The sequence below is a fragment of the Bacteriovorax stolpii genome (assembly GCF_002872415.1).
Classification (GTDB): domain Bacteria; phylum Bdellovibrionota; class Bacteriovoracia; order Bacteriovoracales; family Bacteriovoracaceae; genus Bacteriovorax; species Bacteriovorax stolpii.
This window is the reverse complement of record NZ_CP025704.1, coordinates 2792338-2816205: the sequence shown is the minus strand read 5'-3', so window position 1 is coordinate 2816205 and position 23868 is coordinate 2792338. Positions and strand designations below refer to the sequence as shown.

21 protein-coding genes are annotated in these 23868 nt (G+C 40.5%); 16 read left to right on the top strand and 5 right to left on the bottom strand.

Annotated features, from left to right (window positions below; genetic code table 11):
* Positions 1–2: 2 nt before the first annotated feature.
* The 6 genes from C0V70_RS13880 (at position 3) to C0V70_RS13860 (ending at position 6906) form a co-directional block, all read left to right on the top strand.
* Entirely contained in the window at positions 3–887 is an 885-nt protein-coding gene (locus C0V70_RS13880) for a cupin-like domain-containing protein (protein ID WP_102244462.1), read from the top strand.
* A gap of 118 nt (positions 888–1005) precedes the next feature.
* Complete coding sequence (locus C0V70_RS19065; RefSeq protein WP_158649691.1) at positions 1006–1146, top strand: hypothetical protein; 141 nt, start codon at positions 1006–1008, stop codon at positions 1144–1146.
* The gene (locus tag C0V70_RS13875) at positions 1143–1994 is read left to right on the top strand and encodes a cupin-like domain-containing protein (protein ID WP_102244461.1); all 852 of its coding nucleotides are present in this window, start codon (positions 1143–1145) and stop codon (positions 1992–1994) included. Before C0V70_RS19065 ends, C0V70_RS13875 begins: the two co-directional genes overlap by 4 nt.
* Before the next feature lie 263 nt (positions 1995–2257).
* Positions 2258–2947, top strand: coding sequence for a sugar transferase (locus C0V70_RS13870; protein ID WP_102244460.1), 690 nt, complete (start codon positions 2258–2260; stop codon positions 2945–2947).
* Positions 2948–3185: 238 nt separating this feature from the next.
* A complete protein-coding gene (locus C0V70_RS13865; protein WP_102244459.1) occupies positions 3186–5624 on the top strand; it encodes a beta propeller repeat protein in 2439 nt (812 codons plus the stop codon).
* A 34-nt stretch (positions 5625–5658) separates the two neighbouring features.
* On the top strand, positions 5659–6906 hold the full coding sequence (locus C0V70_RS13860; protein WP_158649690.1) for a S41 family peptidase: 1248 nt from the start codon (positions 5659–5661) through the stop codon (positions 6904–6906).
* Here the strand turns inward: C0V70_RS13860 and C0V70_RS13855 are convergent.
* Positions 6875–8098: a M20/M25/M40 family metallo-hydrolase gene (locus tag C0V70_RS13855; RefSeq protein WP_158649689.1), complete on the bottom strand. Its 1224-nt coding sequence runs from the start codon at positions 8096–8098 to the stop codon at positions 6875–6877. The two genes, C0V70_RS13860 and C0V70_RS13855, sit on opposite strands and share 32 nt — an antisense overlap.
* A gap of 162 nt (positions 8099–8260) precedes the next feature.
* Between C0V70_RS13855 and C0V70_RS13850 the strand changes: the two genes are divergently transcribed.
* From C0V70_RS13850 to C0V70_RS13835, 4 genes are all read left to right on the top strand, one after another.
* Positions 8261–11350 (top strand): hypothetical protein, encoded by a 3090-nt coding sequence (locus C0V70_RS13850; RefSeq protein ID WP_133566601.1) that lies wholly within the window; start codon positions 8261–8263, stop codon positions 11348–11350.
* Between the two features lie 82 nt (positions 11351–11432).
* Positions 11433–12587: a TolC family protein gene (locus C0V70_RS13845; protein ID WP_158649688.1), complete on the top strand. Its 1155-nt coding sequence runs from the start codon at positions 11433–11435 to the stop codon at positions 12585–12587.
* A 28-nt stretch (positions 12588–12615) separates the two neighbouring features.
* Positions 12616–14136: a TolC family protein gene (locus C0V70_RS13840; RefSeq protein WP_102244454.1), complete on the top strand. Its 1521-nt coding sequence runs from the start codon at positions 12616–12618 to the stop codon at positions 14134–14136.
* Positions 14137–14156: 20 nt separating this feature from the next.
* Positions 14157–15446, top strand: a complete 1290-nt coding sequence (locus tag C0V70_RS13835; RefSeq protein ID WP_102244453.1) for a hypothetical protein — start codon at positions 14157–14159, stop codon at positions 15444–15446.
* A gap of 66 nt (positions 15447–15512) precedes the next feature.
* Here C0V70_RS13835 and C0V70_RS13830 read toward each other — a convergent pair whose 3' ends face one another.
* Both C0V70_RS13830 and C0V70_RS13825 read right to left on the bottom strand, forming a co-directional pair.
* The gene (locus C0V70_RS13830; protein WP_102244452.1) at positions 15513–16394 is read right to left on the bottom strand and encodes a phospholipase A; all 882 of its coding nucleotides are present in this window, start codon (positions 16392–16394) and stop codon (positions 15513–15515) included.
* A gap of 147 nt (positions 16395–16541) precedes the next feature.
* Complete coding sequence (locus C0V70_RS13825; RefSeq protein WP_102244451.1) at positions 16542–16724, bottom strand: DUF1328 domain-containing protein; 183 nt, start codon at positions 16722–16724, stop codon at positions 16542–16544.
* Positions 16725–16898: 174 nt separating this feature from the next.
* Here C0V70_RS13825 and C0V70_RS13820 point away from each other — a divergent pair, with 174 nt between their 5' ends.
* From C0V70_RS13820 to C0V70_RS13810, 3 genes are all read left to right on the top strand, one after another.
* Positions 16899–18302, top strand: coding sequence for a sigma-54-dependent transcriptional regulator (locus C0V70_RS13820; RefSeq protein ID WP_102244450.1), 1404 nt, complete (start codon positions 16899–16901; stop codon positions 18300–18302).
* A 144-nt stretch (positions 18303–18446) separates the two neighbouring features.
* The gene (locus C0V70_RS13815) at positions 18447–18776 is read left to right on the top strand and encodes a CsbD family protein (protein WP_208107728.1); all 330 of its coding nucleotides are present in this window, start codon (positions 18447–18449) and stop codon (positions 18774–18776) included.
* 92 nt (positions 18777–18868) lie between these two features.
* On the top strand, positions 18869–19147 hold the full coding sequence (locus tag C0V70_RS13810; RefSeq protein WP_102244449.1) for an Hpt domain-containing protein: 279 nt from the start codon (positions 18869–18871) through the stop codon (positions 19145–19147).
* A 38-nt stretch (positions 19148–19185) separates the two neighbouring features.
* On the opposite strand, the gene C0V70_RS13805 is transcribed toward C0V70_RS13810, so the two are convergent.
* The gene (locus C0V70_RS13805; protein WP_102244448.1) at positions 19186–19785 is read right to left on the bottom strand and encodes a hypothetical protein; all 600 of its coding nucleotides are present in this window, start codon (positions 19783–19785) and stop codon (positions 19186–19188) included.
* Between the two features lie 460 nt (positions 19786–20245).
* Between C0V70_RS13805 and C0V70_RS13795 the strand changes: the two genes are divergently transcribed.
* From C0V70_RS13795 to C0V70_RS13785, 3 genes are read left to right on the top strand one after another with little or no spacing between them, the layout of a single operon-like run.
* Entirely contained in the window at positions 20246–21688 is a 1443-nt protein-coding gene (locus C0V70_RS13795; protein WP_102244446.1) for a sensor histidine kinase, read from the top strand.
* A gap of 18 nt (positions 21689–21706) precedes the next feature.
* On the top strand, positions 21707–22141 hold the full coding sequence (locus C0V70_RS13790) for a response regulator (RefSeq protein WP_102244445.1): 435 nt from the start codon (positions 21707–21709) through the stop codon (positions 22139–22141).
* Positions 22142–22143: 2 nt separating this feature from the next.
* Positions 22144–23691 carry an ATP-binding protein gene (locus C0V70_RS13785; protein ID WP_102244444.1) on the top strand — a complete coding sequence of 516 codons (1548 nt, stop codon included), beginning with the start codon at positions 22144–22146 and terminating at the stop codon, positions 23689–23691.
* Between the two features lie 3 nt (positions 23692–23694).
* Here the strand turns inward: C0V70_RS13785 and C0V70_RS19060 are convergent, their stop codons facing one another.
* Complete coding sequence (locus C0V70_RS19060; protein ID WP_158649687.1) at positions 23695–23856, bottom strand: hypothetical protein; 162 nt, start codon at positions 23854–23856, stop codon at positions 23695–23697.
* Positions 23857–23868: the final 12 nt, after the last annotated feature.

The window sequence follows — 23868 nt, the reverse complement described above, 5'->3', positions numbered from 1 at the left end:
CAATGAAGAGCTTAAAATGTTTCGAAGGGGATTTTGAGAACTTTAAACTAGACCGCGGACCTTTTGAGTTTCGCCATACAATGGCGGATCACCCGGCCTTAACTATCGAAAGCATTTCTAAAATTCTTCAAGAACTTCCCAAAGACAGGGTGATGTTTTCAAAAGGGCTCAACGACTTGGGAGTCAACTTTGACGATGCCCTGGATAACGATACAAAAAAACTCGATCTAAACGAGATCATTGAAACCATCAGGACTTCTAACTGCTACATTGCTGCCAGAAACCTGGAACTGCATCCATCTTTTAAAGAACTTTATGGAGATTTACTGGCGGATATCAGTGAACTGCTCAAATTAAATAAAACAGGCAACAAGGTATTGGAGCCCATGATCTGGCTCTTCATTGCTTCTCCTAATGCCATTACTCCTTTTCATTTTGACCGCTCTTCTAATTTCATTTTCCAGATTCGCGGAAGCAAAGAGCTTGCTGTTTTTCCTCCTCGAGTAGAAGAGATTATTAGCGCTAAAGACATTGAAACCTACCTGGAGAGGGCCTCAGCTCTTCCACCGTGGCGAGAGGAGCTCGATCGTTTTGCTCACAAATTTAATTTTAAGGCCGGAGAGGCCGTTCACATTCCTTTTGTCTCTGGTCACTACGTAAAAAATGGGCCGGAGGACATTTCAATTACTATGTCGATTTTCTTCCACTCAAATGAGACGATGAAATGGACAAGTGCCATGAAGCTCAATAATAGGCTTAGACGTTTTGGACTAAAACCCAAGGCCGTGGGGAACTCACCCCTTGTTGACAGGCTAAAAGCAGGCCTTTTACCGGCGGTAGACGGGATGTTTATCGTGGCCAAGAAGATCCTGGTGCTCTTTTTCTAGTTTCAGGCCTTTAGTCTGGTAAACTTTTACACTGTTTTTTGTTTGGGCTGGCATACAATCCTGAAGGACGCTATAAACCTACATCCATATTTTTAACCGAGGTATAGTGATGAAGGACATGAAGTGTTTAAAGGGTGCTATTGATCCAAAAAATCTGGATCAACAGTCTTTCGAATTTACTCACAACCTCGCTGATCACCCTGCACTGACATTTGAAAACCTTTCAGAAGTGATCACTTCTCTTCTGGAAGAGAAGTGATCACTTCTCTTCCAGAAGAGAAGGTGATGTTTTCAAAGGGACTAAGCAATCTAAAAACAGACTTCGAACATATTTTGAGAGAAGGAAAAAAAGGTTTTGATTTAAACGAAGTCATCGAAAATATCAGAACTGGAAGCGCTTATATTGCTGTTAGAAATCCAGAGCTACACCCTTCATTTAAAAACTTATTTGAAAATATCTGCCACGACGTTGGAGTCTTAATGAAAAAAAATGGCACTGGAACGAAGCCGCTTGAGCCAATGTTATGGCTTTTTATTGCTTCACCAGGAGCTGTGACTCCGTTTCACTTTGACCGCTATTCAAACTTTATTTTCCAAATTCGCGGCAGTAAAGAGCTCGCTGTATTTCCTCCAAGAGTAGAGGGTATTATCCCTCATAAAGAACTTGAATCCTATATGGATCATAAAGACAGCGTTCAGGAATGGACGGAGGAAAAAGATAAGTCTGCTCATAAGTATAATTTTAAGAGTGGTGAAGCCGTTCATATCCCTTTTACTTCAGGTCATTACGTAAAAAATGGCTTATACGATATCTCGATTACCATTTCAATTTTTTATCACACAGATGAAACATTGATGTGGAGTCAGGCGATGAAATTCAACCATCGCATGAGACGCCTGGGGATTACTCCAAAAGCAGTAGGAACCAACCCGGTTCTTGACCGCCTGAAGGCCTACATCTGCCTTCCGCTTATGGATGGATTATATGCCCTTAAAGAGAAACTCCGCACTAGCAGTTATGCCTCTGCCAGCGTGGTTATCGGCCAGCTAGGGCTTTTAAATGTCTGTGGGATCGACGCAATTGTGGTCCTTGACACAATCTTGTAATAGTAAAGAATCCGTATTCCTTTCGTCATATGGGGCAAACTTTCTGAGTGCCCCTAAAGCTCATCTTTGTCTAAATTTCATAAAGGTCTATAAGTCCTTTGAGTGCAGAGCGTCCTCTATAAAGTTATCCACATGGTATTAAGCTTGCTCCATGCCCTAGTAATTATTACTGGGTCGATCATTAATTTGGCCACTCAGAAACTGATTATGGTATTTAATTGGCCACAAAAAATAAGTGCGCAAATCTTTTGATCGGAGCGAGTATGAGTAATTTAGCGGTATCAAGCAATGGAACTTTAGACATTGAAAAATTTGATATGAAAAGCTTTTTCTACACGGAAAGTTACTTATTCAAGCACCTGACGATGGGAGAGAAGGCAGTTACTATTTTTGAAGCAGGCTTTGCTATTTTTCTTCTAGCACTTTTTGCACCGATTATGATTATTGTAGCAGCAGCTATCAAAGTCAGCATGGGTGGAAAAATTCTTTACTCACAAACGAGAGTTGGAAAAGACGGAAAGAATTTTTCAATTTATAAATTCCGCACAATGATTGAAAATGCAGAAGCAAAGACAGGTGCTGTTCTTGCTTCAAAGAACGACCCAAGAATTACGACTCTTGGAAAGTTTCTTCGCGCTAGTCACCTTGATGAACTTCCACAATTGTTGAATGTTCTTAAAGGCGATATGTCTTTCGTTGGACCTCGTCCAGAAAGACCAGAATTCGTAGAAATTTATGAAAAAGAAATCGTGAAATACACTCGTCGTCGCGAAGTCAAACCTGGTATTACAGGTCTTGCACAAATCTGTCTTCCATACGATGCGACAGCTAGCGAGAAGATCCAATACGATATTTATTACATCGATCAAAGAAACTCTGTAGTGTTTAACATTTTGATCAGTTACTATACGGCCATCAAAATGGTGTCATTCATGAAGTTTTTAAAAAATTAATTTCGTAATCTATTTAAATACAGACATTTTAAATGACCTTGAAAAAGCCTCTCATTCGAGAGGCTTTTTTATTTTAGCCACAAAATGTTGTCACTTTGGAGTCATTCTGACTCCGTTAAATAAATGCCCTATGTAGGCAGAATCTGCCAGATTTTTATGATGCTCATAAGCATGCTTCTTTTGCAGATAAAATTTGAAAATGTCTCTCTTATTAACCTGCAAATTAACGGAGAAGTTCATGATGTACTTACCTCGTAAGCAATTATTGCTTTGTCTTTTATCTCTCTTTGTTATTTTCTCTTGTAAACAAAGTGATTCAGGAAATGGTGGAGGATCAACACCTACTGAAACAACTGGTGGTGGTGGAGTCATTGAAGAACATACCAACACTTCAGGATTTGTTTTCAAGACCATCTCTGAGTATCAATTTCCAGACGACCCTAACACTCATATTTATGAACCACGCGGGATCGGCGGCGGTGGAGCGATGAGCGGCTTTTCAATCTCTCCTTATAGTTCATTGTGGTTTGTTGGAACGGATATGGGGACACTCTTTAGAAGTATCAATAGAGGTCTCTCATGGATTCCTGTTAATCATTTTCAGACAACCTATTCATCTGATCTAGACAGCGCTGTCGGAATTGGTTTCTCTCCAGATACTGACATTGTCTTTCATGCTCCGGCCGGAAGAACGCCGATGAGAAGTGAAGACGCCGGTGTGACATGGTCTCGCATTACGGCCTTTGCTTTAGCGAGTGGAGAAAAAATTAAGTACTGGCGAGCAAATAGTTACGACGCCAAATATATGTACGCTGGAACAACGACTGGTCTTTGGCAAAGCCGTGATGCCGGAGTGACATGGGCCAAGCTTTCTGGAGTTTCGGGAGAGGCGCGCGGAACATATATTGATTACCATACAGACGGTCACATTATTTATCATGCAACTCCAACTGGGATTTGGAAATCTGTTAATCAGGGATCAAGTTTCAGCCGCGTTTATCTTCCTTCTGGATCAACTCAAATCAGAGCGTTCACTGCCGGACGTGATGAGAACAAAATCACTTTTGCTTTTATCGATAACAATGGAGCAAGTGCTTGTTCATCAGTTGCTGGTTTTGCCAACGACTGGGGCGCAACCAGCATGAATGCTCATTACGCTCACTGCGGTTATGTTTGGATTGGTAACGAAGCAATGTCATTCACCAGAACAAGTAAAGAAGGTGGTGACTATATTAAGATGGCCGAAAACAATTCCAACATTATCGTTGTGACAGGATCGACTGAGTGGATTCGCCAGTACGGTACAAAAGTCTGGAAGAGCACAGATGCCGGAGCAAGCTGGACGCTAAAACTTAATCAATACAATTATGACGTCACTCCATATGCGCCATGGGGACAAGACAAACTGGAATACAGTGCTGCCGCTTTAGATATTGGATGGGACGATAGTGGATATGAAAGTTTTGATATGCACTTAAGATCAGCGGCCACGATGGGAGGAACTGGTTATTACTTCCTTCACACATCTAAAAATGGCGGAGACTTCTGGAATGCTCCTTTTACTAAATACGCTGACACTGGAACTAGAGCAAAAGGCAAGAAGTGGAAGTCTACAGGGTTAGAAGTCACAAGTGTCTATCGTTTTAAATTTCACCCGACAAATTCGCAAATTGGTTATGCGGCCATGGCCGATATGGGCGGGATGATGACAGAAGATGGTGGGAAGACTTATAGAATCACCAAAGTCGCTTATAACAGCAACTACGATTATGCTTTTGACCCGAACAATGATCAAATCGTTTTTGCAGTTTCAGGATCACAACACGATTATCCAATGGAGTGGCATGCAAACGCGGCCAGTGGTGATGAAGGAGGAGTTTATAAGTCGAGCAACAGAGGAGTGAGTTGGACGAGAATCTCACCTAATAACTCAACTTTTAATCGTCAGTTTCTTTCAATTGGGTACGATGATAATACAAATACGCTTTATGCTGGAGCTCATGGTTCAGGTATCGCGAGAAGCACGGATGGAGGATCTTCTTGGTCCTTCTTTAATACAGGTCTTCCGGCCGGAGATAAAATCATTCCACAAATTGAAGTGGACCCGGACACTGGCGGAGTCTATGCTCTGGTGACGGGAAATGCTCCTAGCTTCACAAATCAGGCGAGCACCGGGATTTATTACCTGGCCCCTGGTGGATCGTCGTGGACGCTTTTAAGAGGGACAGTTAACCGTCCAGCAGGTGTGGATGCCAATACTAAACTTTGGTATTACCCGACAGCTTTTGCTGTAGATTTTTCTAATGGGAGCAATAGAGGAACACTTTATTTGGTAGACTACGAAAACAACTCTAACTGGCTGGCCACTGGAGTTTGGAAGAGTACGGATAGAGGGGCCACATGGAGCCGCCAGATGCAGTTTACACACCCAACTTCGGTGACTCTGGATCAGGAAGACCCTTCATCAGTTTACGTGAACGGGCTGCACACGGTTGATGGAACCTGGGGGAACGGAGGAATGTATTACACTTCTAACGGCGGGGCGAGCTGGAAGAAGAATACAATTCCTGCATACCAATCTAACGCAAGATCGGCTACCATAGATCCAAACGACAGAACTCAACTGTTCTATACATTTTTTGGAAGTGCGATGCTTTATGGACCACGCCCGCAATAATTTATTTTTAGTTTTATTACTTCTTGGCATTTTTATGAGTTGCTCACGCAAGCCTGAAGAGCAGGTCATAAAACTCCTTGAAGAAAAATACGCTAACCTCTACATCAATAATGAAACTCACAAACGAGAAGTCATTAAAGAGCTAGACGAGTATCTTCAGAAAAAACCAATCGATGACAACAACATTGAGGAAATCCGCCAGATCCTAAACCGTATTAATGACGGTCACGTAGTGATTTTTGACGGACGCAAAGAAAAAAATCTTCGCTTTCAAAGCGGATTAAATTTTGTCAAAGGAGCTTACGAGGTAAGGAGTTGTCCGACGTGCTCTCCGGTCATCCCGGAAGACAAGTATGAAATTATCGGTATCGATGGACTGAGTCTGTCTGAGTATTTAAAGAAAAATCACAATACAGTTGCCGGCTCTACCGAGTGGGGAAGAAATTATCGTCTGGTAAGGCTTTTAGAAGAGTCGACTTCATCTACACCTGTGGCTTTAAAGTTGAAATCAACGACTGGAAAAGTGTTGAGCACAATGATTAATTGGGCCCCTTCGCAAATGCAGTACAAACCTTGCGTGAGTTCGGAAAGATTAAAAAACAATATCTATAAACTCAATATCTATAACCTTTGGTGTGATGAAGGAAAAGACAATGTAAGCCGCGAAGGAGTTTATGAAAATTTCAAAAGGCAATTTGATGAGGCTACCGCGGGGATTACAGACAACGATAGAATCGTGATTGACCTAAGAGAAAACGGTGGAGGAGGCGATCTGGAGGTGGAGTACACCGTCAATGCTTTCATTGAAAAACCAGTCATGCTTTATCACTATAAATACCTAAGAAAGACTCATCCGGGAAAGAGAAAGTGGATTGAGAAGTTCTGGCCGTTTCGTCTAAGCCTATGGTCGCAGGATGAATATGATTACACTCGTCCAATTCATAGACCAAAAAAGACTTTTTATAATGCTAAAATCATCACCATGGTTTCTCATGGGTGTTTTTCTTCGTGTGAGTCCATTGCTTCAGTTTTAAAAGAAGAAAAGAGAACGGCACTTGTTGGCTCCAAGACTCACGGCGGGGCCGGAGACCCGGTGATTTTCCCGCTAGGTGAGACACCTTTTTCGATCAACCTTCCCACTTGCATTACATGGCAATACAAAGATCACTTCTATGAAGGGGAAGGTGTTATGCCTCAGCTAGTGTCTGAGCAGGACCCGAAGAATAAAGAAGATACAGTTTTAAAATTAGCTATTGATCAAGTTCTAAAAGATAAGCAATAGCCAGTTTCGTAAACTTCACTGCATGAACCGAGTCGAAATTAGACTTGTCAAAGGTGTCTTCCACTGAGTGGATATAAGGATTTTCTTCTTTGATTAAGGCTTCGGCCGGAAAGCTTGCGCGAAAGCCGTAATAGTTCCAGGCCGCATGGTCCGAGCATCCATAATTACACTGATCCCAAGTCCACGGCAGTTTCAGATAAGTATCAATTAAAGAGGCCAGGAATAAGTTCTGGTCGTTGTTCGTAAAGTCGCTAATTAAAGCAAAATCGTAATCCGGGCTACCTTTATAGTTAACACCATCTAGTTGTAATACACCGATGACCTTAGTTTGTTTGTCACGATAAACGCGGGCCAGGTCGTAAGACCCCTGAATTCCCACTTCTTCAGCAGCATAAGCAATAATTTGAATTGTATGTTTTGGCTTGTAGTTTTGCTCAACGATGATACGAGTAAGATCACTTAAGATGGCGATTCCGGCAGCATTGTCATCAGCTCCAGGAGCAGCGACAGCAGCACTGTGTTCAGTGTCGTTAATTGAATCACCATGGCCACCGATGACGATCACTTCATCTTTTAAAACCGGGTCCGATCCTTCAATAGTTAAAATAACTGATGGTTGATCGTGAGTTTGGTAATAAAAATAATCCACCTTCATGTCGTTGCGAGAAGCGGTTAAACGCTCCCATTCACTACCAATCCATTTCAGGGCAGCTACACCTTCTTCAGATTTATAAAAACGTGTTCTATAAGAAGTAAGGTGAGTGATAACACTATTAGTGTATTGGCGAGAAACTTGTGGAAGCCATGATTCAACCAGCGAAGCCTGGTTGATTGAGTAGTCAGGATTAATAAGTTTTTGAAAGTCGTACTCGCCAAATGTGCTTCTGACGAGGGCCTTTTTATCCATTAGTTTGACTTCAACTTCTGGTTTGTTATGAAGGACGCGATAGCCACCACATCTTTGGAAGTTGTGGTGAATGAAATGAGAAATTTTGTAGGTTTCTTTTTCTTCAACTCTGAAATAAGTTTCCTTACTTCCTTTGATGATATCTTTATATTCAAAAACTCTTTGTCTTGAATCAGTAATCGATTTTAAAACAAACGGCTCAATCCCAATCCACATATCGCGTGCGCTGGCAGCTGTTGTCCAAGTTGTTAAAACAAGTAGAGTTAAGACAATTTTATTTTTCATAACCATCCTTATAGTACAAAAAGTATAGGCCAAGAGAATTCGGGTAAAAATTACAGAGAACATGGTTTATCTGTCAAATGAAGCTTAAAACTCCGATGCTCAATAAAATAGATGGGGTTGTACGTGATTTCTTTAAAAAACCTTTTGAAGATACTTGGAACAGTGTCTTTATTCATAAATATTTCTCATGCAGATGAGTTGTGGACCAAATCACAATTAGGAAGCAGAAATTATCTTTCGATTGAAAAAACTGATGAGGGTTTAAAACTAAATCACTTCTTTCAGGAAAAAGGAGAGTTTCAAACTTTAATTGGTTCATTTTATTTTAAGAAGAAATCTGACTTAGAAAATTACATTGTAAAAAACTTTCCTAAATATCAAAAAGTCTCTTCTCTTGTCTCATGGCCGGTTCAGGCAAAAATTGAAAAAGAGCAGGATAAACTTTTTGGAAAAGATAAAAACCAATACATTTGGCTGGCAAAAAACCAATGGAATGATGAGTGGGAAAACAAATATGCGGCCTGGTTACAAAATGAAGTGACGCCGGAATTTTTTAAAAAATACAAAATTCAAACAGACTGTGCTGATGCTTTAGTTGGTCTTCGCTGGATTTTCGCCCGCATGAATTCACTTCCAGTCGCCAATACTGTTGCCGATACTGGTGGGCTTTTTGGCCATTACTCGATGAAAAAAGAGTGGCGCAAATATGATACGGCCACCAACTGGTACGATGATGAACTATTCATGGCGGCCCTTGATTACGTCATGAATTTAACCAGCACCAGAACCGTGGTGAATGATGGTTTTCCAGTTAGAATTGATAAAGAAGGTCTGATTGCCGGAACATTTATCATCACTCAGAATAATGGTTCAGGTCACGCCAAAATTATTACAGAAACTCATTATGATGAAGCGACAGAGCTGCCGGTTTACACTCTGGCCTCAACGAGCCCGCGTGCCCTGCGCGTTTTAGCAAAAGAAGTTTTCCTGGATCAAGACTGGCCATATAAAGGAAACAAAGAAATCCTGGCCTTCAGATGGCCGGTAATTGTTAACTCAACATGGGTTCTACAAAAAAAGGACGCCAGACCTACTTATTCAGAAGAGCAGTTTGATCCATCTATTAAAGAAGAATTTCCGGCATTCATTCAATTTGTTTTATCGCGTGTAAAAGAAAGTTACGACCCGCTAAAGCTGGTTGAAATGGGTGTTAATGATATTACCGGTTATGCTGAACAACGTGTTCAAATCGTCACAAAAGGTTACGAGTACTGCAAAAGAAATGATTGCCGTCCAGGAAGTGCCGGGGATGAAGACTGGGGAACACCAAGTAGAGATGCCAAACTTCTAAAGAAGTTCCATGACATCGATATGCTGGTTAAAGAATTTGGAAATTTCTCACCGGGACTTAATGACCGTTGGGTTACTGGTTTACGTGCGGCCACAATTACGATAGAAGGCGTACCTGTGACATTAACAGGTCTGCGCTTTATTATGGAAAATAACCTGTTTTCAAGTTTAGGTTCTGATACACCTGCAAGAAGATGGGGATTAAACGCTGATGAGCTGATGACTAAGTGGATGGGGCAGGTTCAGAAACTTTTATCAGATAGAGATGCGGTTATTTCTCGACCTGAAAATCCATGCAGTACTGACTGTTTTCCAAAAACAAATTTATGGGTAGGACTAAGCACTTATCACATCGACCTGGAGTTAAACCAACTCTACACTGAGATCACGACCTACTGTACTTTGATTGACGTCCGCGCTTGCCAGACCTTTTTTGAAACAAAAGCTCAGAAGGCCTTAAGTTTTAATGGGGAAACAAAGACTCTACAAAATTGGTTCAAGACCATTCCTTATTTTCACTCAGACCCGAGGGCCGAGATTGGCCGTCGTTGGGGAGTGATTCCCGCGTATATCAGAGCAATGGCGCTTCCTTATTTCGATACAATTAAAATTTCGCGCAACTCTCTTGCACTTTTAGATTCAAATAAATTGATAAACCTAAAAGATGGAAGAATTCTTTTTACCGCTAACAACGATACGAGAATTATTCTGACGAACACTGGGGTCGTGTACAAAATCAACGATACAAAAGGACAGATCTTCCGCTTCAATCTTGCCGATTCAAACTGGGTTGAAATCGCCGATAGCGATAAACTTTTAAGTCTGGAAAAAGAGCGCCAGGTTTATGTTCAGGAACAAGACGGTTACACCGTTTTTAGAAAGCCTCTTTCAAACGGACAAATTATCTTTAGAATCAATAATGATCAAATTGAGTTTATCAAAGAACACAGTGGGGCCACTCACCAGCTGGGAACATTGATGACGACAGTGTTGGATAAAAATACCATCAGCTTCATTGACCTGGACCGCACTTTAAATGTCGATATAACTGTTCCTTCGAGTGCAGTCTTCTTCGATATGAATCATGTTCATATTTCTTCATATCAATACCCTGAGGCCATCGTTGAATACCGCGATCAGGATCAGGATTTATATTACTCAGTGATTGTGAATTTAGAGAATAAGACCTGGACTAAAATTGCTCCGGCAATAGATGAGCCAGCGAGCTTAATCTGGTCAGACGCCAGATTAAAAAAAGCCTTGATTCAGACCAAGTTTAGACAGGAGTTCCCCGAAGTCTATGCAGTCTCTTGGGATTTGTTTTCACAGTTCCACGTTCAAAAAATGAACAATCTTGTACTCGGAACGAAAATCTCAGGGGATACAGTCTATTTTATTGATGGAACAGGTGGCGTTTGGGATCAAAATCCCAAGACAAAGCTTATTGAGTGGGGTAAGAAGCTCGTCGAACTTCCCGGGCCCGCACATTCTGAAGTGAAATTTTTAACTTCACTTGGAGCTTATTTTTCTTCAGATGAAACCGGTACTCTGCGAACTCTTAGCAGCGTACTTGGGGAACCAAAGAGTTTTAGGCTGCCTAAAGATTTACTTCCAGAGAATGAATTTTGCCAAATTCAGACTAAAACTGAGGATATCTTTAGTTTTAGATTCAGTCCAAGTTATGGAGATTATTCGTGTATGGGCGGAAGTCTTTTGAAAAGCGAGATAAGTACTTCAAAAGATGAACTAGTCCCTCAATTTTCTCACTACTCTTGGATAAACAAAGAAAGTTTGTTAGACCTTCGTTGGCATCAAACTTTCGCGGAGTTTGATGTTCAGAAAGGTCTCCTCATTGGCCTTGGAAAGAATATCGGCCTTTGGTGGGATGAGAAGACAGAGTAAAAAATACAGTGTGATTAAAGTGTTGGAAGGATTCCTCAGTAAACGTGCTAAACATAAGTTAATAAATTTTGGAGATGTGTGTATGAAAAAGATTATCGGTTTTGTGGTCCTGCTTGGGCTATTTGCTGCCCAATCGTTCGCTGGAGAGCAGTACTCTCTTCAAACAGCGAAAGAACAAGTTGTTAATGAAAACATCAAAGTTTCAATTGCGTACGAGCAGTACGTATTAGTAAAAAGCCAGGCAAGAACGAAGTCGCTTCAACTTCTTCCAACTCTTTCAGTAGATATGCTTATCTACGATTACCAATATGCAATTCTTCGTACACTAGTACCAGAACCATCAAGATTTTTCGAAGCAGCAGCTCAGAAAGACTTAGCTCAAGCAGCTAACGTTAACAGAAGAATCGTTCAAAAAAACCTTCTTGAAGATTTAGAAAACACAATGTTCCTTTTCCAATACCACAATGAAATGCTTGAATCTTTCAAGAAAGAACAAGCGATCACAAACGAAATCGCAGCTCGTTCACAAGAAGCTTATGATCTTGGTGCGATCGACTTCTCTGAGTACTACAGAACTCAAAGAAACGTAGTTTCTTCAAAGACTCAATCAGTAAACGGAAACGAACTTGTTAAAACTGAAGAATTCGCACTTAAGTTAATCCTTCAAGTAAAAGACAACCAGGAAGCTCTTGGAATCGATCAACTAGAGTTCTACAACGAAGGTCTTGATTTCCCAGCTACAGCTGAAGAAGCGACAACAATCGCAGTTAACAACTCTAAAGAAGTTGAACAATTCGACTGGATGATCTCAGCTGCTAACAAGCAAAAGAAAGGTGTAGCTCTTTCTTGGATCTCATGGGGTGGTGTAGGATTTGATTACTTCTCAAGAGTATCAATCGCTAAGCACGAAGTTAACAAAATCGAACTTATGAAGAAAAAAGCTATCTACGAAATCAAAAATCAAGTAGTAGCTCAATACTCACAAATCGAATCTCAAAAACAAAAAATCGCTTACCAAGCGCAGTTATTAGACATGGCCAGAGAAGAGTACGCTCAAGCTCAGGCAGCACAAACTGACCTTTTAAACTCTTTCATCGCGACTAAAAAAGCAGAACTAAACGTTATGTACGCAGAGAGAGAAGCTTCAAAACTTAAGTACGAACTAGAACTTAAGTACATCAAGCTTAAGCGTCTAATTGGTGCAAACATGATCACTAACGAGATCCCTCGTTCATAATAACGGTTAGGTAAAAGGAAATACTTATATGAAAAAACTAATTGCAGCAGCGCTGGTTTTATCGATGAGTGTGGCTAACGCCGCCGTCGTAAACCCGCTTCCAAATGTCAGAGATAATCTTGAAGCAATGTTAAAGACTACGGAAGGAAGAAAGTCGATCAGCGAAATGAAAAAAATCGCTAACGACAGAAATACTGACGTTGATATCGCTTTTGAGAACTATATTATCGCTAAAAGAAACGTTTCAGTAGCAAGAGCTCAATTCAACCCAATTACAACTGGTCACCTTCTAGGGATGGCGATGGGTCTGAGTTATTTCTGGGCCCCAATCGCTGTTGAAGCTGTTCTTTCTATCCCAACTAAGATCTATAACGTTTCTAAGAACAAGTACCTTGAAAAGGCCGCTCTTTATAACCTATATGATGCGCGCGATGTTCTTAACAACGAACTAGCTCACCTTTACTACGATATCCTTACTCACGAAGTTATCCTTAAAACAATCGATCTTGAAGTTCAGATTCTGAGCTACCAACAAGAAAGATGGATCGAAAGAAAGTTCTCAGCTGATAGAATCGCTGACCTTAAAAAATGGATCCTTCGTTTAAACATGGAAAGAGTGGACATCTACAACATGTACACTTCTGAGCTTGCAGCAATCAGAACTCTGATCTCGACAACTGATGCTAACAAGTATGAACTTGCTCAAGTTGAAGCTAGACTGAACAAAGGTCTGACTTCTGATCTTGATCAAAGAAGCTTACAAAGCTACGCACTGTTAAACAGTGACAAGCACAAAATGGCGATCAACATGGAAAGAGCTTCTCAGGCAAACGTTAAGTCTGTGAAGTGGTCAATTATTTCTTTCTCAGGTCTGAACTTCTCTTATAAGAGAAGAGTTCAGGAAGCTAAGAACGAAGAAAATATTGCTGAGTTAAGAAAAGAATCAGTAGGGGAAGAAGTTAAAACAAACGTTCTGCTTCAACTTCAAAAGCTAGACTCTTCTCTTGATATCTCTGCTAACTACAGTTCAATCTCTGAAGAGTCTCTTCAGATGTTTGCTGACTCATTTGAAGCAAACCAAATGGGACAGATGAGCGAAGACGCAGTTATTGAAACAGCTCTTGGAGCTATCCGTGATTACAGAAGCAAAGTAGTGGCCCATTACTCTGCATGGTCTTCATACGAAGACTTCGCAACTGCTTCGAACTACGATTTTACAGCTAACCCAAAACTAGCTTCTAACAAATCAGTTCAGTCATTAATTGAAACGAACCCTCTTTATAGACTTGAAGAGTCTGACTTCAGAATCGTGAAGAAAGATGGTTACACTTCATTCACATTATCACTTGATACTGACAAAAAAGACGCTGTTGCTGAAGTTGATTATATCTTCAATGGCAGAAGCTTCCCGAACAGATCAAATGACAATGAGAACAGTAACTTTGCTGTAACACTTCAAACTGGAGAGAATTCACCTTCAGTTGTGTCAGGGGTTGCTATCGTGACATTGAATAACGGACACCAATTTAACGTTAAATTTAAGCTTTAAAATAAACTGAGGTTAATAATATGAAAAAACTACTTTTGATCCTGGCACTAGTTGCATCGGTCCCGGCTTTCGCATTAAACGCGAAACTTGAACCAGCTGTAAAAATGGTAGAAGCGTGTTTAGCTGAGCAAGGCGTTCTTCTATGTAACGGAGAAATCACTGAAGTTCTTAAGACTGTAAGTCTTGATGCTAGAGGTGAGTTCGTTTACTACCTAAAAGACCTTGTTAATAAAAATGAAACTGAAGCGGTTATCAAAAACCTTTATACTGAACTTCAAGTCCTGGTTCCAGTATACGAAAAACTAGATGGATGTTCTGAGTGGTCATGTCGTGACCTTAAGATCTTCCTTGGAGATGTATCAGTTCGTTACGTAAAAATTTCTCCGATCGATTCAAGCCTATACATCACTCTTTATAAGGCACAAGCAGTTCAGTCAGGTCGTTACAACCTACTTATGACTCTTTCTGCGAAAGCTCAAACTGCTAAGACTGTTGCAGAAATGGATGAAATGGTAAAATTCGCTGAATTCGCAAAAGATTACTCTCGTGCGATTAAAGATGAATACTACCTATACCAAGCTGGTGTTGCTATCGTTCGCGATATGACTCTTGCTGCGATGAAATTACGTCCAGGACACGAAGGTGTTTATAAAGTAACTTTCGACAACGCTGAAATGGCGAAAAACCTAAGAATCGACAACGTAATCGTTATGGAGTCTAACGACCGTGACGCTCTAGTTGTTAACTTTGTTGCTTCTCAATCAAGAATCATCAAAGTTTCTTTCAAGCAAGCAGGTCTTCTTGGAAACACATTCTTCTCTAACGAAGATGTCTACAACAATGACAACAACCAAGAAATCCAGTCTCCATTCTTCAAAATGGAACTAGATAGAGAAACAAAAACTGTAAAAGGATACTTCGCAACAGCTCGTTACGGAAAATCAACTTTCACAGGAACTCTTGCTCAATCAAACATCTCTGTATACGGACAAGCTAACGTTGAAGGTCTTTCAATCGACCAACTTGTTGGTAAACACGCTGTAAACGTTGGTGGATACGACATGACTCTTGTTATCGGTAAGAGAGCTGACGACAGATCAACTTATGAAGGTGCTCTTGTTAACCAAAACGCACTTATCTCTTTCTCAAAAGTATCTCTAGATTCTTCTAAAGGGATTATCTCTCTGGTTGACTCTAAGAATGAAAGAAAGCTTACTCTTGGTGTAACTGACATCTCGAATGCTCCAGTGTTCAAAGGGCAATTCCTGAATGCAGCTCAAGCTAAGATCCTAAACGTGCAGTCAAAATAATCACTGCCGACAAACTTACTTAAAACAGGCCACCTTCGGGTGGCCTTTTTATTTTTGATGAATAAACTAAAAGAAAAGCATTAACCCAAGACGGGCATTGCTTTGTTTTTTGTCGTAAGAAAGCAGGTTCTCTGCATATCCACTGAAGTATTGAAAATAGATTGAAGGGTTAAAGTTAGGGCTTCCGAAGTGGTAGATAAGTCCAAGCTCGCGTCCGCCGCTGCTAAAGTTGACTACTTTTTTTCCAGCAAACACCCTGTACTCCAGGTCCAGGCGTCCTTTTCCAATAGTCAGGATGTGTGTGACAATCATTTTGAGTTCCCAGTATCCCATATAGTCGACAATGTTGCGGTTGTTGTTTGCTTTGCTGTAGATGTGCTGAAGTTTCAGTTCTCCCAGAATATTGTTTCGTCCAATGTGAGAAGCAAAATTTGTTTTGGCAAAAAGGCGGTTGATGGAGCGGGATTTATCGCCGTCTTCTCCGTTGGATGTATGAAGCATACCAATGTCTAAAGAGCGCAGGAACTTTGTATCGTTTTCCGTAAGCCTGTAGAAGGCCTCTGGGTTGTAGTTAATGTCGCCAAAAGGAGCAGAGCTCTCGTAAATGTTCCAGAACATCGTCTGAGTGTAACCTAGATAAAGATTGTAGGATTTAGCGACTCGGTATTTACCGCTAAATTGTAGTTTTAAATCGTCTTTCCCAAAGATGAAGTAGGTAGGTTGGTAGAGAGAGAATTTCTCTCTTGGATTAACTCCTACGACGTCTGATGAAGCTTCCTCGATCTCTTTTTGAGGATCGTGTTTTTCTATTTCTTCGTTGATTTTTTCTTCGTTGCTAGTGGTTCCTTCAACTGGTGTGGCCGAAGTGGCCTGAGGAGAAAGAGTGAAGACCAGGGAGAAAACAAGTGGTTTAAGCATTCCGTGTCCTAAAATAAAAAAAGCAGCCATGCTTTTTTCTTCCAGTGATAAATTCTTATCAGTGAATGAGAGATAAAAAGAATGACTGCATTTTGGATTTTTTCCTTAAGTATGAGGGCCTTCAATTTTGCAGGATTGAAGACCCGTCAAACTTATTTAAACAATGTCGTTTGAAAGTTAAGGGAGGTGTTTTCCACCACCGCCTCTGATTAGGCCAACAACAAAGCTTAGGATTGCTAAAACGATGAATACCATCAGTAGAACCTTGCCGACTTCAATTGAAACCCCGGCAATCCCGTAGGCCCCGAAAAGCATGGCAATAAGCCCCAATACGAAAAAAATAATGGCTGCGCGCAACATATCTATCTCCTTTAAAGAAGTTCACGACTCTGATACTAATTAAAAGCAGGACTTATGCCATCTTTGCATTATTTAATTACATGCACTTAGCTATTGGGTGTTGACAGCGGTTGGGAAATATGCCACACTTGCCACATGAACGGTACTAAAAACCCCAGAGAGTAAAAATACCCCATGAAAACAAAAAAACTATCAACACTCATGATTATCGATGATGATAAAGACCTTTTAGACCTGCTTTGTTCGTTCTTTAAACAAAGAGGCTACAACGTTGTTACGTACGAAGATGCACGACTTGCACTGGACGATATTGAGAGTTCAAAGGTGGCAGTTGATGTTGTTCTATCGGACTTCAAACTTCCGGTTATGTCGGGAGTGGATTTCATCAAGCGTATTAGAAAAATTAATTTAGTTCTGCCAATCATTCTGATGACGGCGGAAGGAAGTTTAGAAGTTTCTCTTGAGGCCATTGAGGCCGGAGCTTATGACTTCGTTTTAAAGCCACTGCACTTTCCACAATTATTAATTTCAGTTCAAAGAGCTCTTTTCTTAAATCAGGTACAAATTGAGAACACTAACCTGAAGAGTCTTTTCAATGAACAAGACTTCCTTGGCCTTAAAGGTGTGATCGGAAGAAGTCCTGGTTTTAAACAGGCAATGGAGCTGGCAAAAAGAGTTTCAAGCTCTCAGGCCAATATTATTATCAGTGGAGAAAGTGGATCTGGTAAGGAAGTTGTCGCTCGCGCAGTTCATGAATTGGGTGAGAGAAAAAACCAGCCATTCATTGCAATTAACTGTTCAGCGATTCCTGAAAATTTACTGGAATCAGAGTTGTTTGGTTATGCAAAAGGGGCCTTTACTGGAGCGATGGGAAGTAAAATCGGTCTTTTTGAAGAGGCCAACAACGGAACATTATTCCTTGATGAGATCGGTGATTTGGCCCTTCCATTACAGGCAAAACTTCTGCGCGTTTTACAAGAAAGAAAAATTAAGCGTATTGGTGAAAACCAACCAAGAGATATTACTGCAAGGATCATCTGTGCGACTCACAAGAATTTAAAGAAAGAAGTGGAAGCGGGACGATTCAGAGAAGACTTATACTTCCGTTTGAATGTTATTCCGATTTATATGCCGCCTCTTCGCGATAGAAAAGAAGATATTCTCCCTCTGTCAGAGTACTTTTTGAAAAAATTCAGTTTAATGAACAATGTAAGCATTAAAGGATTTACAAAAGAAGCGATCAAAAAACTTGAAACTCTTCCATGGCAAGGGAACGTTCGTGAGCTGGAGAATGCGATTGAAAGAGCCGTTGTCCTTGCCCAATCGGATTATATCGAACCAGATGATTTACCTAGTACAGACCATTCAAGTGAAGAAAAGAAAATCGAAGGCTCAGTTGATGGAGCTCTTTTTTCAATCAACTCACTGATGACTCTGGAAGATGTTTGCAAAAAATACATCGAGTTTATTTTTAAACGAAATAATTTTGCCAAAGAACAGACAGCGAAAGAACTCGATATTGACCGCAAGACGCTTTATCGAAAATTAAAAGAAATCGAATCATATGAACTGAACTAAAAGAAGGGGGTAATATACCCCCCTTCTTTCTTTTTTCTCTCTTTAACAATTCAAATTTACATCAAAAATTTTGGCAGGCAATTTGCTCTCTTTATAGTGATCTCCAATGGAGAAAATCATTGGAAAAAACAATAGGGAGGCTTTATGCATTTTGACACAAACAAAGAAACAAAACGTGATTTCGTTTTGAATGAAGACACTATTAAAGGGAAATGGACTGAGGCCAAAGGTGAGATTAGAAAAATGTGGGGCAAGCTCACTGATGATGACCTAGAACAGGCAAAAGGTGATTTGACGGCACTGACTGGGATTATTCAGCAACGTTATGGTGAGTCGAAAGAATCCATTCAAACTAAACTAAACGATTACTTCTCTGATACCTGGGGCAATGTGAAAAGTGGGATTGCCAGAGGAGCAGAAAAAGCGAAAGAAGCAGTCGCAGAAGCCGCAGAAAGTGCAAAGCAAAAACTCTAAGAACAAATGTTATACATGTCTTAAGAAAATTTAAGATGGAGCCCAATGTTTTGCACCTTGATTACTTGTAAAAGAGGTGTAAATTCTTTTTCATGGAAATTATGAAAGACCAACAAATCGTCTATTTATCCAGAAGGCAAGCGGAAGTTGCTCAGCTGAAGGAAAGTCTTGCAAAAGATGATTTCGAGTTCTCTCAGGTTGTCGGCCACAGGCTTAAGGGACATGGTGAAACATTTGGCTTTCCACAGATCAGCGCTCTTGGAGTATCGCTGGAGACAGCAGCTAAAGACCGCAATATGGAAAAGCTAAAGGAAATCGTGAAGACTTTAGATGACATGGTTGAAGAAAATATCCGTTTAATTAATGCTTAAAAAGAAGGGTGGCTTAAAACCACCCTTTTTTATTTCTTTTATTCTACTTCAGAATAATCCACCATAATTAATGCTTTTCCGGCCTTGTCTTTCATGAAGGCATTAAGTTCTGTTCCTACAGGAACGGCATTAGGCTGACCAAAGACTTTTTTCGTTTTGTAGTCATCACCTCTGAAGAACTCATTGACCTTATTTGGACGTTTGGCCATGTTGTAAGTGGCGTAGTCTCCTTCAGTTTTTAAATCCTCTTTTAAATATTTTTCAATTGATTTACTTCTTTCTTTGGCCATCGCTACATCGCGATCAGAAAGTCTTGCACCTTTTTCATTTGGATACTCTTTATCGGCCCAAGCAAGAATCTTGATATCGTCGATGGGTTTACCTTCTTTTTTTGCCGTGTTGATGAAATTTTTTAAGTTTCGTTTTCCAGCTTCACTTAAGCGTTGAGTCCCTTTATCGAACTCTAAAACAGCGTAGTAGGCATCGGTCGATGAAACGGGAGTTGTTGTTTTTTGTTCACCATATTTTTGTGCTTCATACTTGTTTGTTGCTTTGGCGGTTTCCATGTCACTTGATGATGAACATGCTGTTGCAGCGATAGTGAAAAGAAGTGCCGCAAAAATTCCCTTTGATCTCATGTAAACTCCTCATAGTTAAGCTTCATCATTGAAGCCTTAATGCTCTAGTGAAAAGCAAGTCCGATACCCATTTTTCGAAACATCCTTTGGACAAAAATCCCGGGAATACTGCCTCAAAAAAGGAGGGCATTTTTTATGAATCAAATAAAATTAGTAAGTTGTTTTGTGCCCCATAGGTGTCCCAATTTGGCCTATCACTTGCTTAATAACAAACTCAGGAGTGAAATATGAACACAATCGCTGTTATGCTAGGGACTGGCCTTATTAAAAAAGAAAAAAAAATGAAGATCTCCACAAAAAGTAAGAGAGAGAGAACATCGCGTCGCTCAAGGCGAGATGTTTCTGTGGAAATGTTTCTCAGAGAAATTTTGGGAACACGTCTTATTCAATTGGAAAAAAAATTTTAATTCTTTGTTTAATAGGATATGGTAGCCAAACCAATTTCTTCTAGGGAAAGGTTATGCAACAGCTGCCAAAAAAGCTTCTGTCTTCAATGATAGGTCGTGGAGATCATCCAGTTGATCCAAGAGAATTTAAAAAAATTCTCTTTCAAGCGACTATTTTACCGATCGCCCTTTCTCTTTTACTTTCTATTCTATTTGTTAAACAGGTTTATAGCGTTTTAGAGGAGAACCACAAAGTTCGCCACTCTGATGAGGTCATCAATACCGCCACTGAGGGGATTAAGCTTATTATCGATTCGGAGACAGGGTTTAGAGGGTATATCATTACTAACAATGACGTTTATCTGGGACCTTGGATTGAGGCCCAATCGAAATTTTTTGTCTTGGCCGATAAAATTATTGATCTGGTTAAAGACAACCCGATTCAGCAAAAAGAAATCCGTGAGATTAAAACACTCTACGCCGGATGGAATGAAAATGCTGAGGGTACGATCGCTTATCGAAAAAAATTCAAACAACCCTCACCTGATGAAATGATCACGGCCCGCAAGGCGATTATGGATTCGATTAGACAGAATTTTGATGAATTTATTGAGAGAGAAAGAGGGTTTAGAAATAAGCGCTGGGCAGAGGCTGAACAGGCCTCACGCGATGCTGTTGTTGTGACGCTTGCTTTGGGGATTGTCCTGGGGATTTCTCTGGCCGTCATGTCGATTCTTCAATTAAGACGCCTCTCAAAAAATTATAGTGAAGCTTACTCATCATTAGCTGCAGCGACTGACCATCTGGAAGAGACAGTTGCCCTTAGAACCCATGAACTCACATTGGTTAACAAAGAACTTGAAGCCTTTAGTTATTCTGTCTCACACGACTTAAGAGCGCCGTTAAGAGGGATTGATGGCTTTAGCCAGATTCTAGCAGAGGAGTACTCTGATAAACTTGATGGTGAAGCCATTAAGTATTTAGGTTTTATTCGTTCGGGTGTGCAGAGAATGGGAGTGTTGATTGATGATCTTATCAATTTGTCACGACTGACTCGCGCTGAGTTTCGCAAAGAGGATGTGGAGCTCTCTCAAGTGGCCTCTGAAATCATTGCTGATCTTAAGCAAAATGAGCCTCAGAGGAAATTTGAATTTACTAATTTTTTACCGCAGACCGTTTCGGCCGATCCTGGCCTTTTAAGAGCGGCCTTACAGAATTTGATTTCTAATGCATGGAAATACTCTCGCACAAGAGAAGTGAGCATTATTGAGCTAGGTCAAATTTATAAAGATGGCAAAGTCACTTTCTATGTGAAAGATAACGGTGTCGGTTTTGATATGCGTTTTTATGACAAATTATTTCAACCTTTTCAAAGACTTCATCCCAAGGAGCAGTTTGATGGATCAGGAATTGGTCTGGCCACTGTCGGTAGAATTATCCGCCGTCATAATGGAAGCATCTGGGGAGAGTCAGAGTTAGGAAAGGGAAGTACTTTTTATTTCACATTAGGCACGTAATTAATTGCAGGAGATTTGATGAAAGCAATGCCATACATTTTTCTGATTGAAGACAATGAGCAGGATGAAATCTTGACCATTAAAGCACTAAAGAAAAATAAAGTTTTAAATGAAATTAAAGTTGCCCGCGACGGCGCTGAAGCCCTGGATGTTTTGTTTAATCAGGAAGCCTCTAATTATGAAAAAGATTTACCACAGCTGATCTTGTTGGATTTAAAACTCCCAAAGATTGATGGGCTTGAAGTGTTGAAAAAAATTAGAAGCAATCCAAGAACAAAGCTTGTACCTGTGGTGATCCTGACAACTTCAAAAGAAGACAGTGACTTGCTTTCTGGCTATGAATCAGGTGCTAACAGTTATGTGAGAAAACCTGTCGACTTTCATGAGTTTTCAGATGCAGTAAAGAGTTTAGGCACTTATTGGTTATTACTTAACGAGAGGCCACCAGTTTAGTCATGATTAAATTACTGAACATTGAAGATTCAGAAACGGACTATCAGCTTATGCTGTATCACCTTAAAAAAGGTGGGATTACAGATATTTATTCTGAGAGAATTGAAACAGAGGCACAGCTTCGCGAGGCCTTAGCGCGCGAGAAATGGAGTCTTGTAATCTCAGATTACAATATTCCTGGTTTTAGCCCACTTAATGCTTTAGCAATCGTTCGCGAGACCTCAAGACATCTTCCTTTCATCGTGGTCTCTGGATTAGTCGGAGAAGAAAGTGTCGCTGATATGATGAAGGCAGGAGTAGAGGACTTCGTTATCAAGTCCCGCTATGAACGCTTAAGTCCGGTTGTAAAACGCGCTCTTCGCGAGTATGAAATTCATGAGCAAGAGATGAAATCCCGTGCGATTGCCAAAAAAGCTCTCGAGGCCAAAGAAGAAATGCTGGCGATTGTATACCACGATATTAAAAATCCTCTGGCCGCGATTCAGTTGGATGCGCAATTGCTAGAACTGCTTTCATACAAAGAGCCCAACGAAGAAATGATGGATGATTTAAGAATTCAGGCAAAAAGAATTTTAAGAACCGTTGATCGCCTCAAAGTTCTAGTCAGTGATCTTCTGGAGCACAACAAACCGACAGCAGAAACTGATTTTGAGCACAGCTTTATTATCCGCAAGGGCTTTTACAATCCTCTTCAGGTACTAAATGAGGTTCTGGATTCTTACAAACCTCTTATTCACGAAAAAGATCTTTCGATAAAAAAGATCGTCTTTCAAAGAAAGATGATGGCCTCTTTTGATAAAGACCGTATCTACCAGGTGCTTTCAAATCTTTTAAGTAACGCCCTAAAGTTCTCTCCAAATGGAGGGGATATTATTATTGAACTGGAAGAAACAGAAAAAGGTGAAAACATTATTGCCGTTACTGACAGTGGGCCGGGGATTGCTGAAGAGAATTTAGATAAAATTTTTGAGAAGTATTGGACTGGTGGCTCGGGGAATGGGTTAGGGCTTTATATTTGTAAGTCGATCGTCGAAGCCCACGAGGGAGTAATCAAAGTAGAGAGTAAACCAGGCAAAGGTGCCCGATTTAGTTTTACGATTCCTCGTTGTGAAAAGGCCATCGTTTTTGCCGACCACACAAAAGATGAACAAAAAATAAAACAGGAAAGAAAAGAGCCGAACTCAAAGAATATTTACATCGTGGACGACGATGAAGATTTACGAGAAGTCATGACCTGGGCAATTGAAAAAGAAGGTTACAGAGTCTTCTCTTACGGCAATCCGAAAACGGCCCTGGAAGATTTAAGCCTGACGGCCTTTCCGGCAAACTTGATTATTCTCGACTACCACATGGATAAAATGACGGGGAAGGATTTCCTCAATATGAAAAAACATAGCTCTCTGGCGTCGATTAAAAACTGTCCGGTCATTATGGTCTCTGCGGCCCCTCAGGTAGTTAGAGAAACAGTTGACCCTCAACTTTATTCAGAAATACTTCTAAAGCCTCTTGATCTTACTCGTTTAATTTCAGTGATACGCAGGTATCTGTAAAAATTATTTTACATGCGGATCGTTAGCAACTGGGCCCGGCATCGTCGGTTCACCAACAGCTTTTTGCTCAACTGTCGGAGGTTGAGCAGGTGTTGTCGGTGGTGGTGTCTCGCGAGAGCAGCTGACGAAGACAAAGAGGGCAAGTGGCAAAAAGAAAAGCTTCATAAAAGATCTCCT

Excerpts from the sequence above, each read along its gene's own strand:
- C0V70_RS13880 (WP_102244462.1), top strand. The coding sequence starts at position 3 with ATGAAGAGCTTAAAATGTTTCGAAGGGGATTTTGAGAACTTTAAACTA.
- C0V70_RS19065 (WP_158649691.1), top strand. The coding sequence starts at position 1,006 with ATGAAGTGTTTAAAGGGTGCTATTGATCCAAAAAATCTGGATCAACAG.
- C0V70_RS13870 (WP_102244460.1), top strand. The coding sequence starts at position 2,258 with ATGAGTAATTTAGCGGTATCAAGCAATGGAACTTTAGACATTGAAAAA.
- C0V70_RS13865 (WP_102244459.1), top strand. The coding sequence starts at position 3,186 with ATGATGTACTTACCTCGTAAGCAATTATTGCTTTGTCTTTTATCTCTC.
- C0V70_RS13860 (WP_158649690.1), top strand. The coding sequence starts at position 5,659 with ATGAGTTGCTCACGCAAGCCTGAAGAGCAGGTCATAAAACTCCTTGAA.
- C0V70_RS13855 (WP_158649689.1), bottom strand. The coding sequence starts at position 8,098 with ATGAAAAATAAAATTGTCTTAACTCTACTTGTTTTAACAACTTGGACA.
- C0V70_RS13845 (WP_158649688.1), top strand. The coding sequence starts at position 11,433 with ATGAAAAAGATTATCGGTTTTGTGGTCCTGCTTGGGCTATTTGCTGCC.
- C0V70_RS13840 (WP_102244454.1), top strand. The coding sequence starts at position 12,616 with ATGAAAAAACTAATTGCAGCAGCGCTGGTTTTATCGATGAGTGTGGCT.
- C0V70_RS13835 (WP_102244453.1), top strand. The coding sequence starts at position 14,157 with ATGAAAAAACTACTTTTGATCCTGGCACTAGTTGCATCGGTCCCGGCT.
- C0V70_RS13830 (WP_102244452.1), bottom strand. The coding sequence starts at position 16,394 with ATGGCTGCTTTTTTTATTTTAGGACACGGAATGCTTAAACCACTTGTT.
- C0V70_RS13825 (WP_102244451.1), bottom strand. The coding sequence starts at position 16,724 with ATGTTGCGCGCAGCCATTATTTTTTTCGTATTGGGGCTTATTGCCATG.
- C0V70_RS13820 (WP_102244450.1), top strand. The coding sequence starts at position 16,899 with ATGAAAACAAAAAAACTATCAACACTCATGATTATCGATGATGATAAA.
- C0V70_RS13815 (WP_208107728.1), top strand. The coding sequence starts at position 18,447 with ATGCATTTTGACACAAACAAAGAAACAAAACGTGATTTCGTTTTGAAT.
- C0V70_RS13810 (WP_102244449.1), top strand. The coding sequence starts at position 18,869 with ATGGAAATTATGAAAGACCAACAAATCGTCTATTTATCCAGAAGGCAA.
- C0V70_RS13805 (WP_102244448.1), bottom strand. The coding sequence starts at position 19,785 with ATGAGATCAAAGGGAATTTTTGCGGCACTTCTTTTCACTATCGCTGCA.
- C0V70_RS13795 (WP_102244446.1), top strand. The coding sequence starts at position 20,246 with ATGCAACAGCTGCCAAAAAAGCTTCTGTCTTCAATGATAGGTCGTGGA.
- C0V70_RS13790 (WP_102244445.1), top strand. The coding sequence starts at position 21,707 with ATGAAAGCAATGCCATACATTTTTCTGATTGAAGACAATGAGCAGGAT.
- C0V70_RS13785 (WP_102244444.1), top strand. The coding sequence starts at position 22,144 with ATGATTAAATTACTGAACATTGAAGATTCAGAAACGGACTATCAGCTT.
- C0V70_RS19060 (WP_158649687.1), bottom strand. The coding sequence starts at position 23,856 with ATGAAGCTTTTCTTTTTGCCACTTGCCCTCTTTGTCTTCGTCAGCTGC.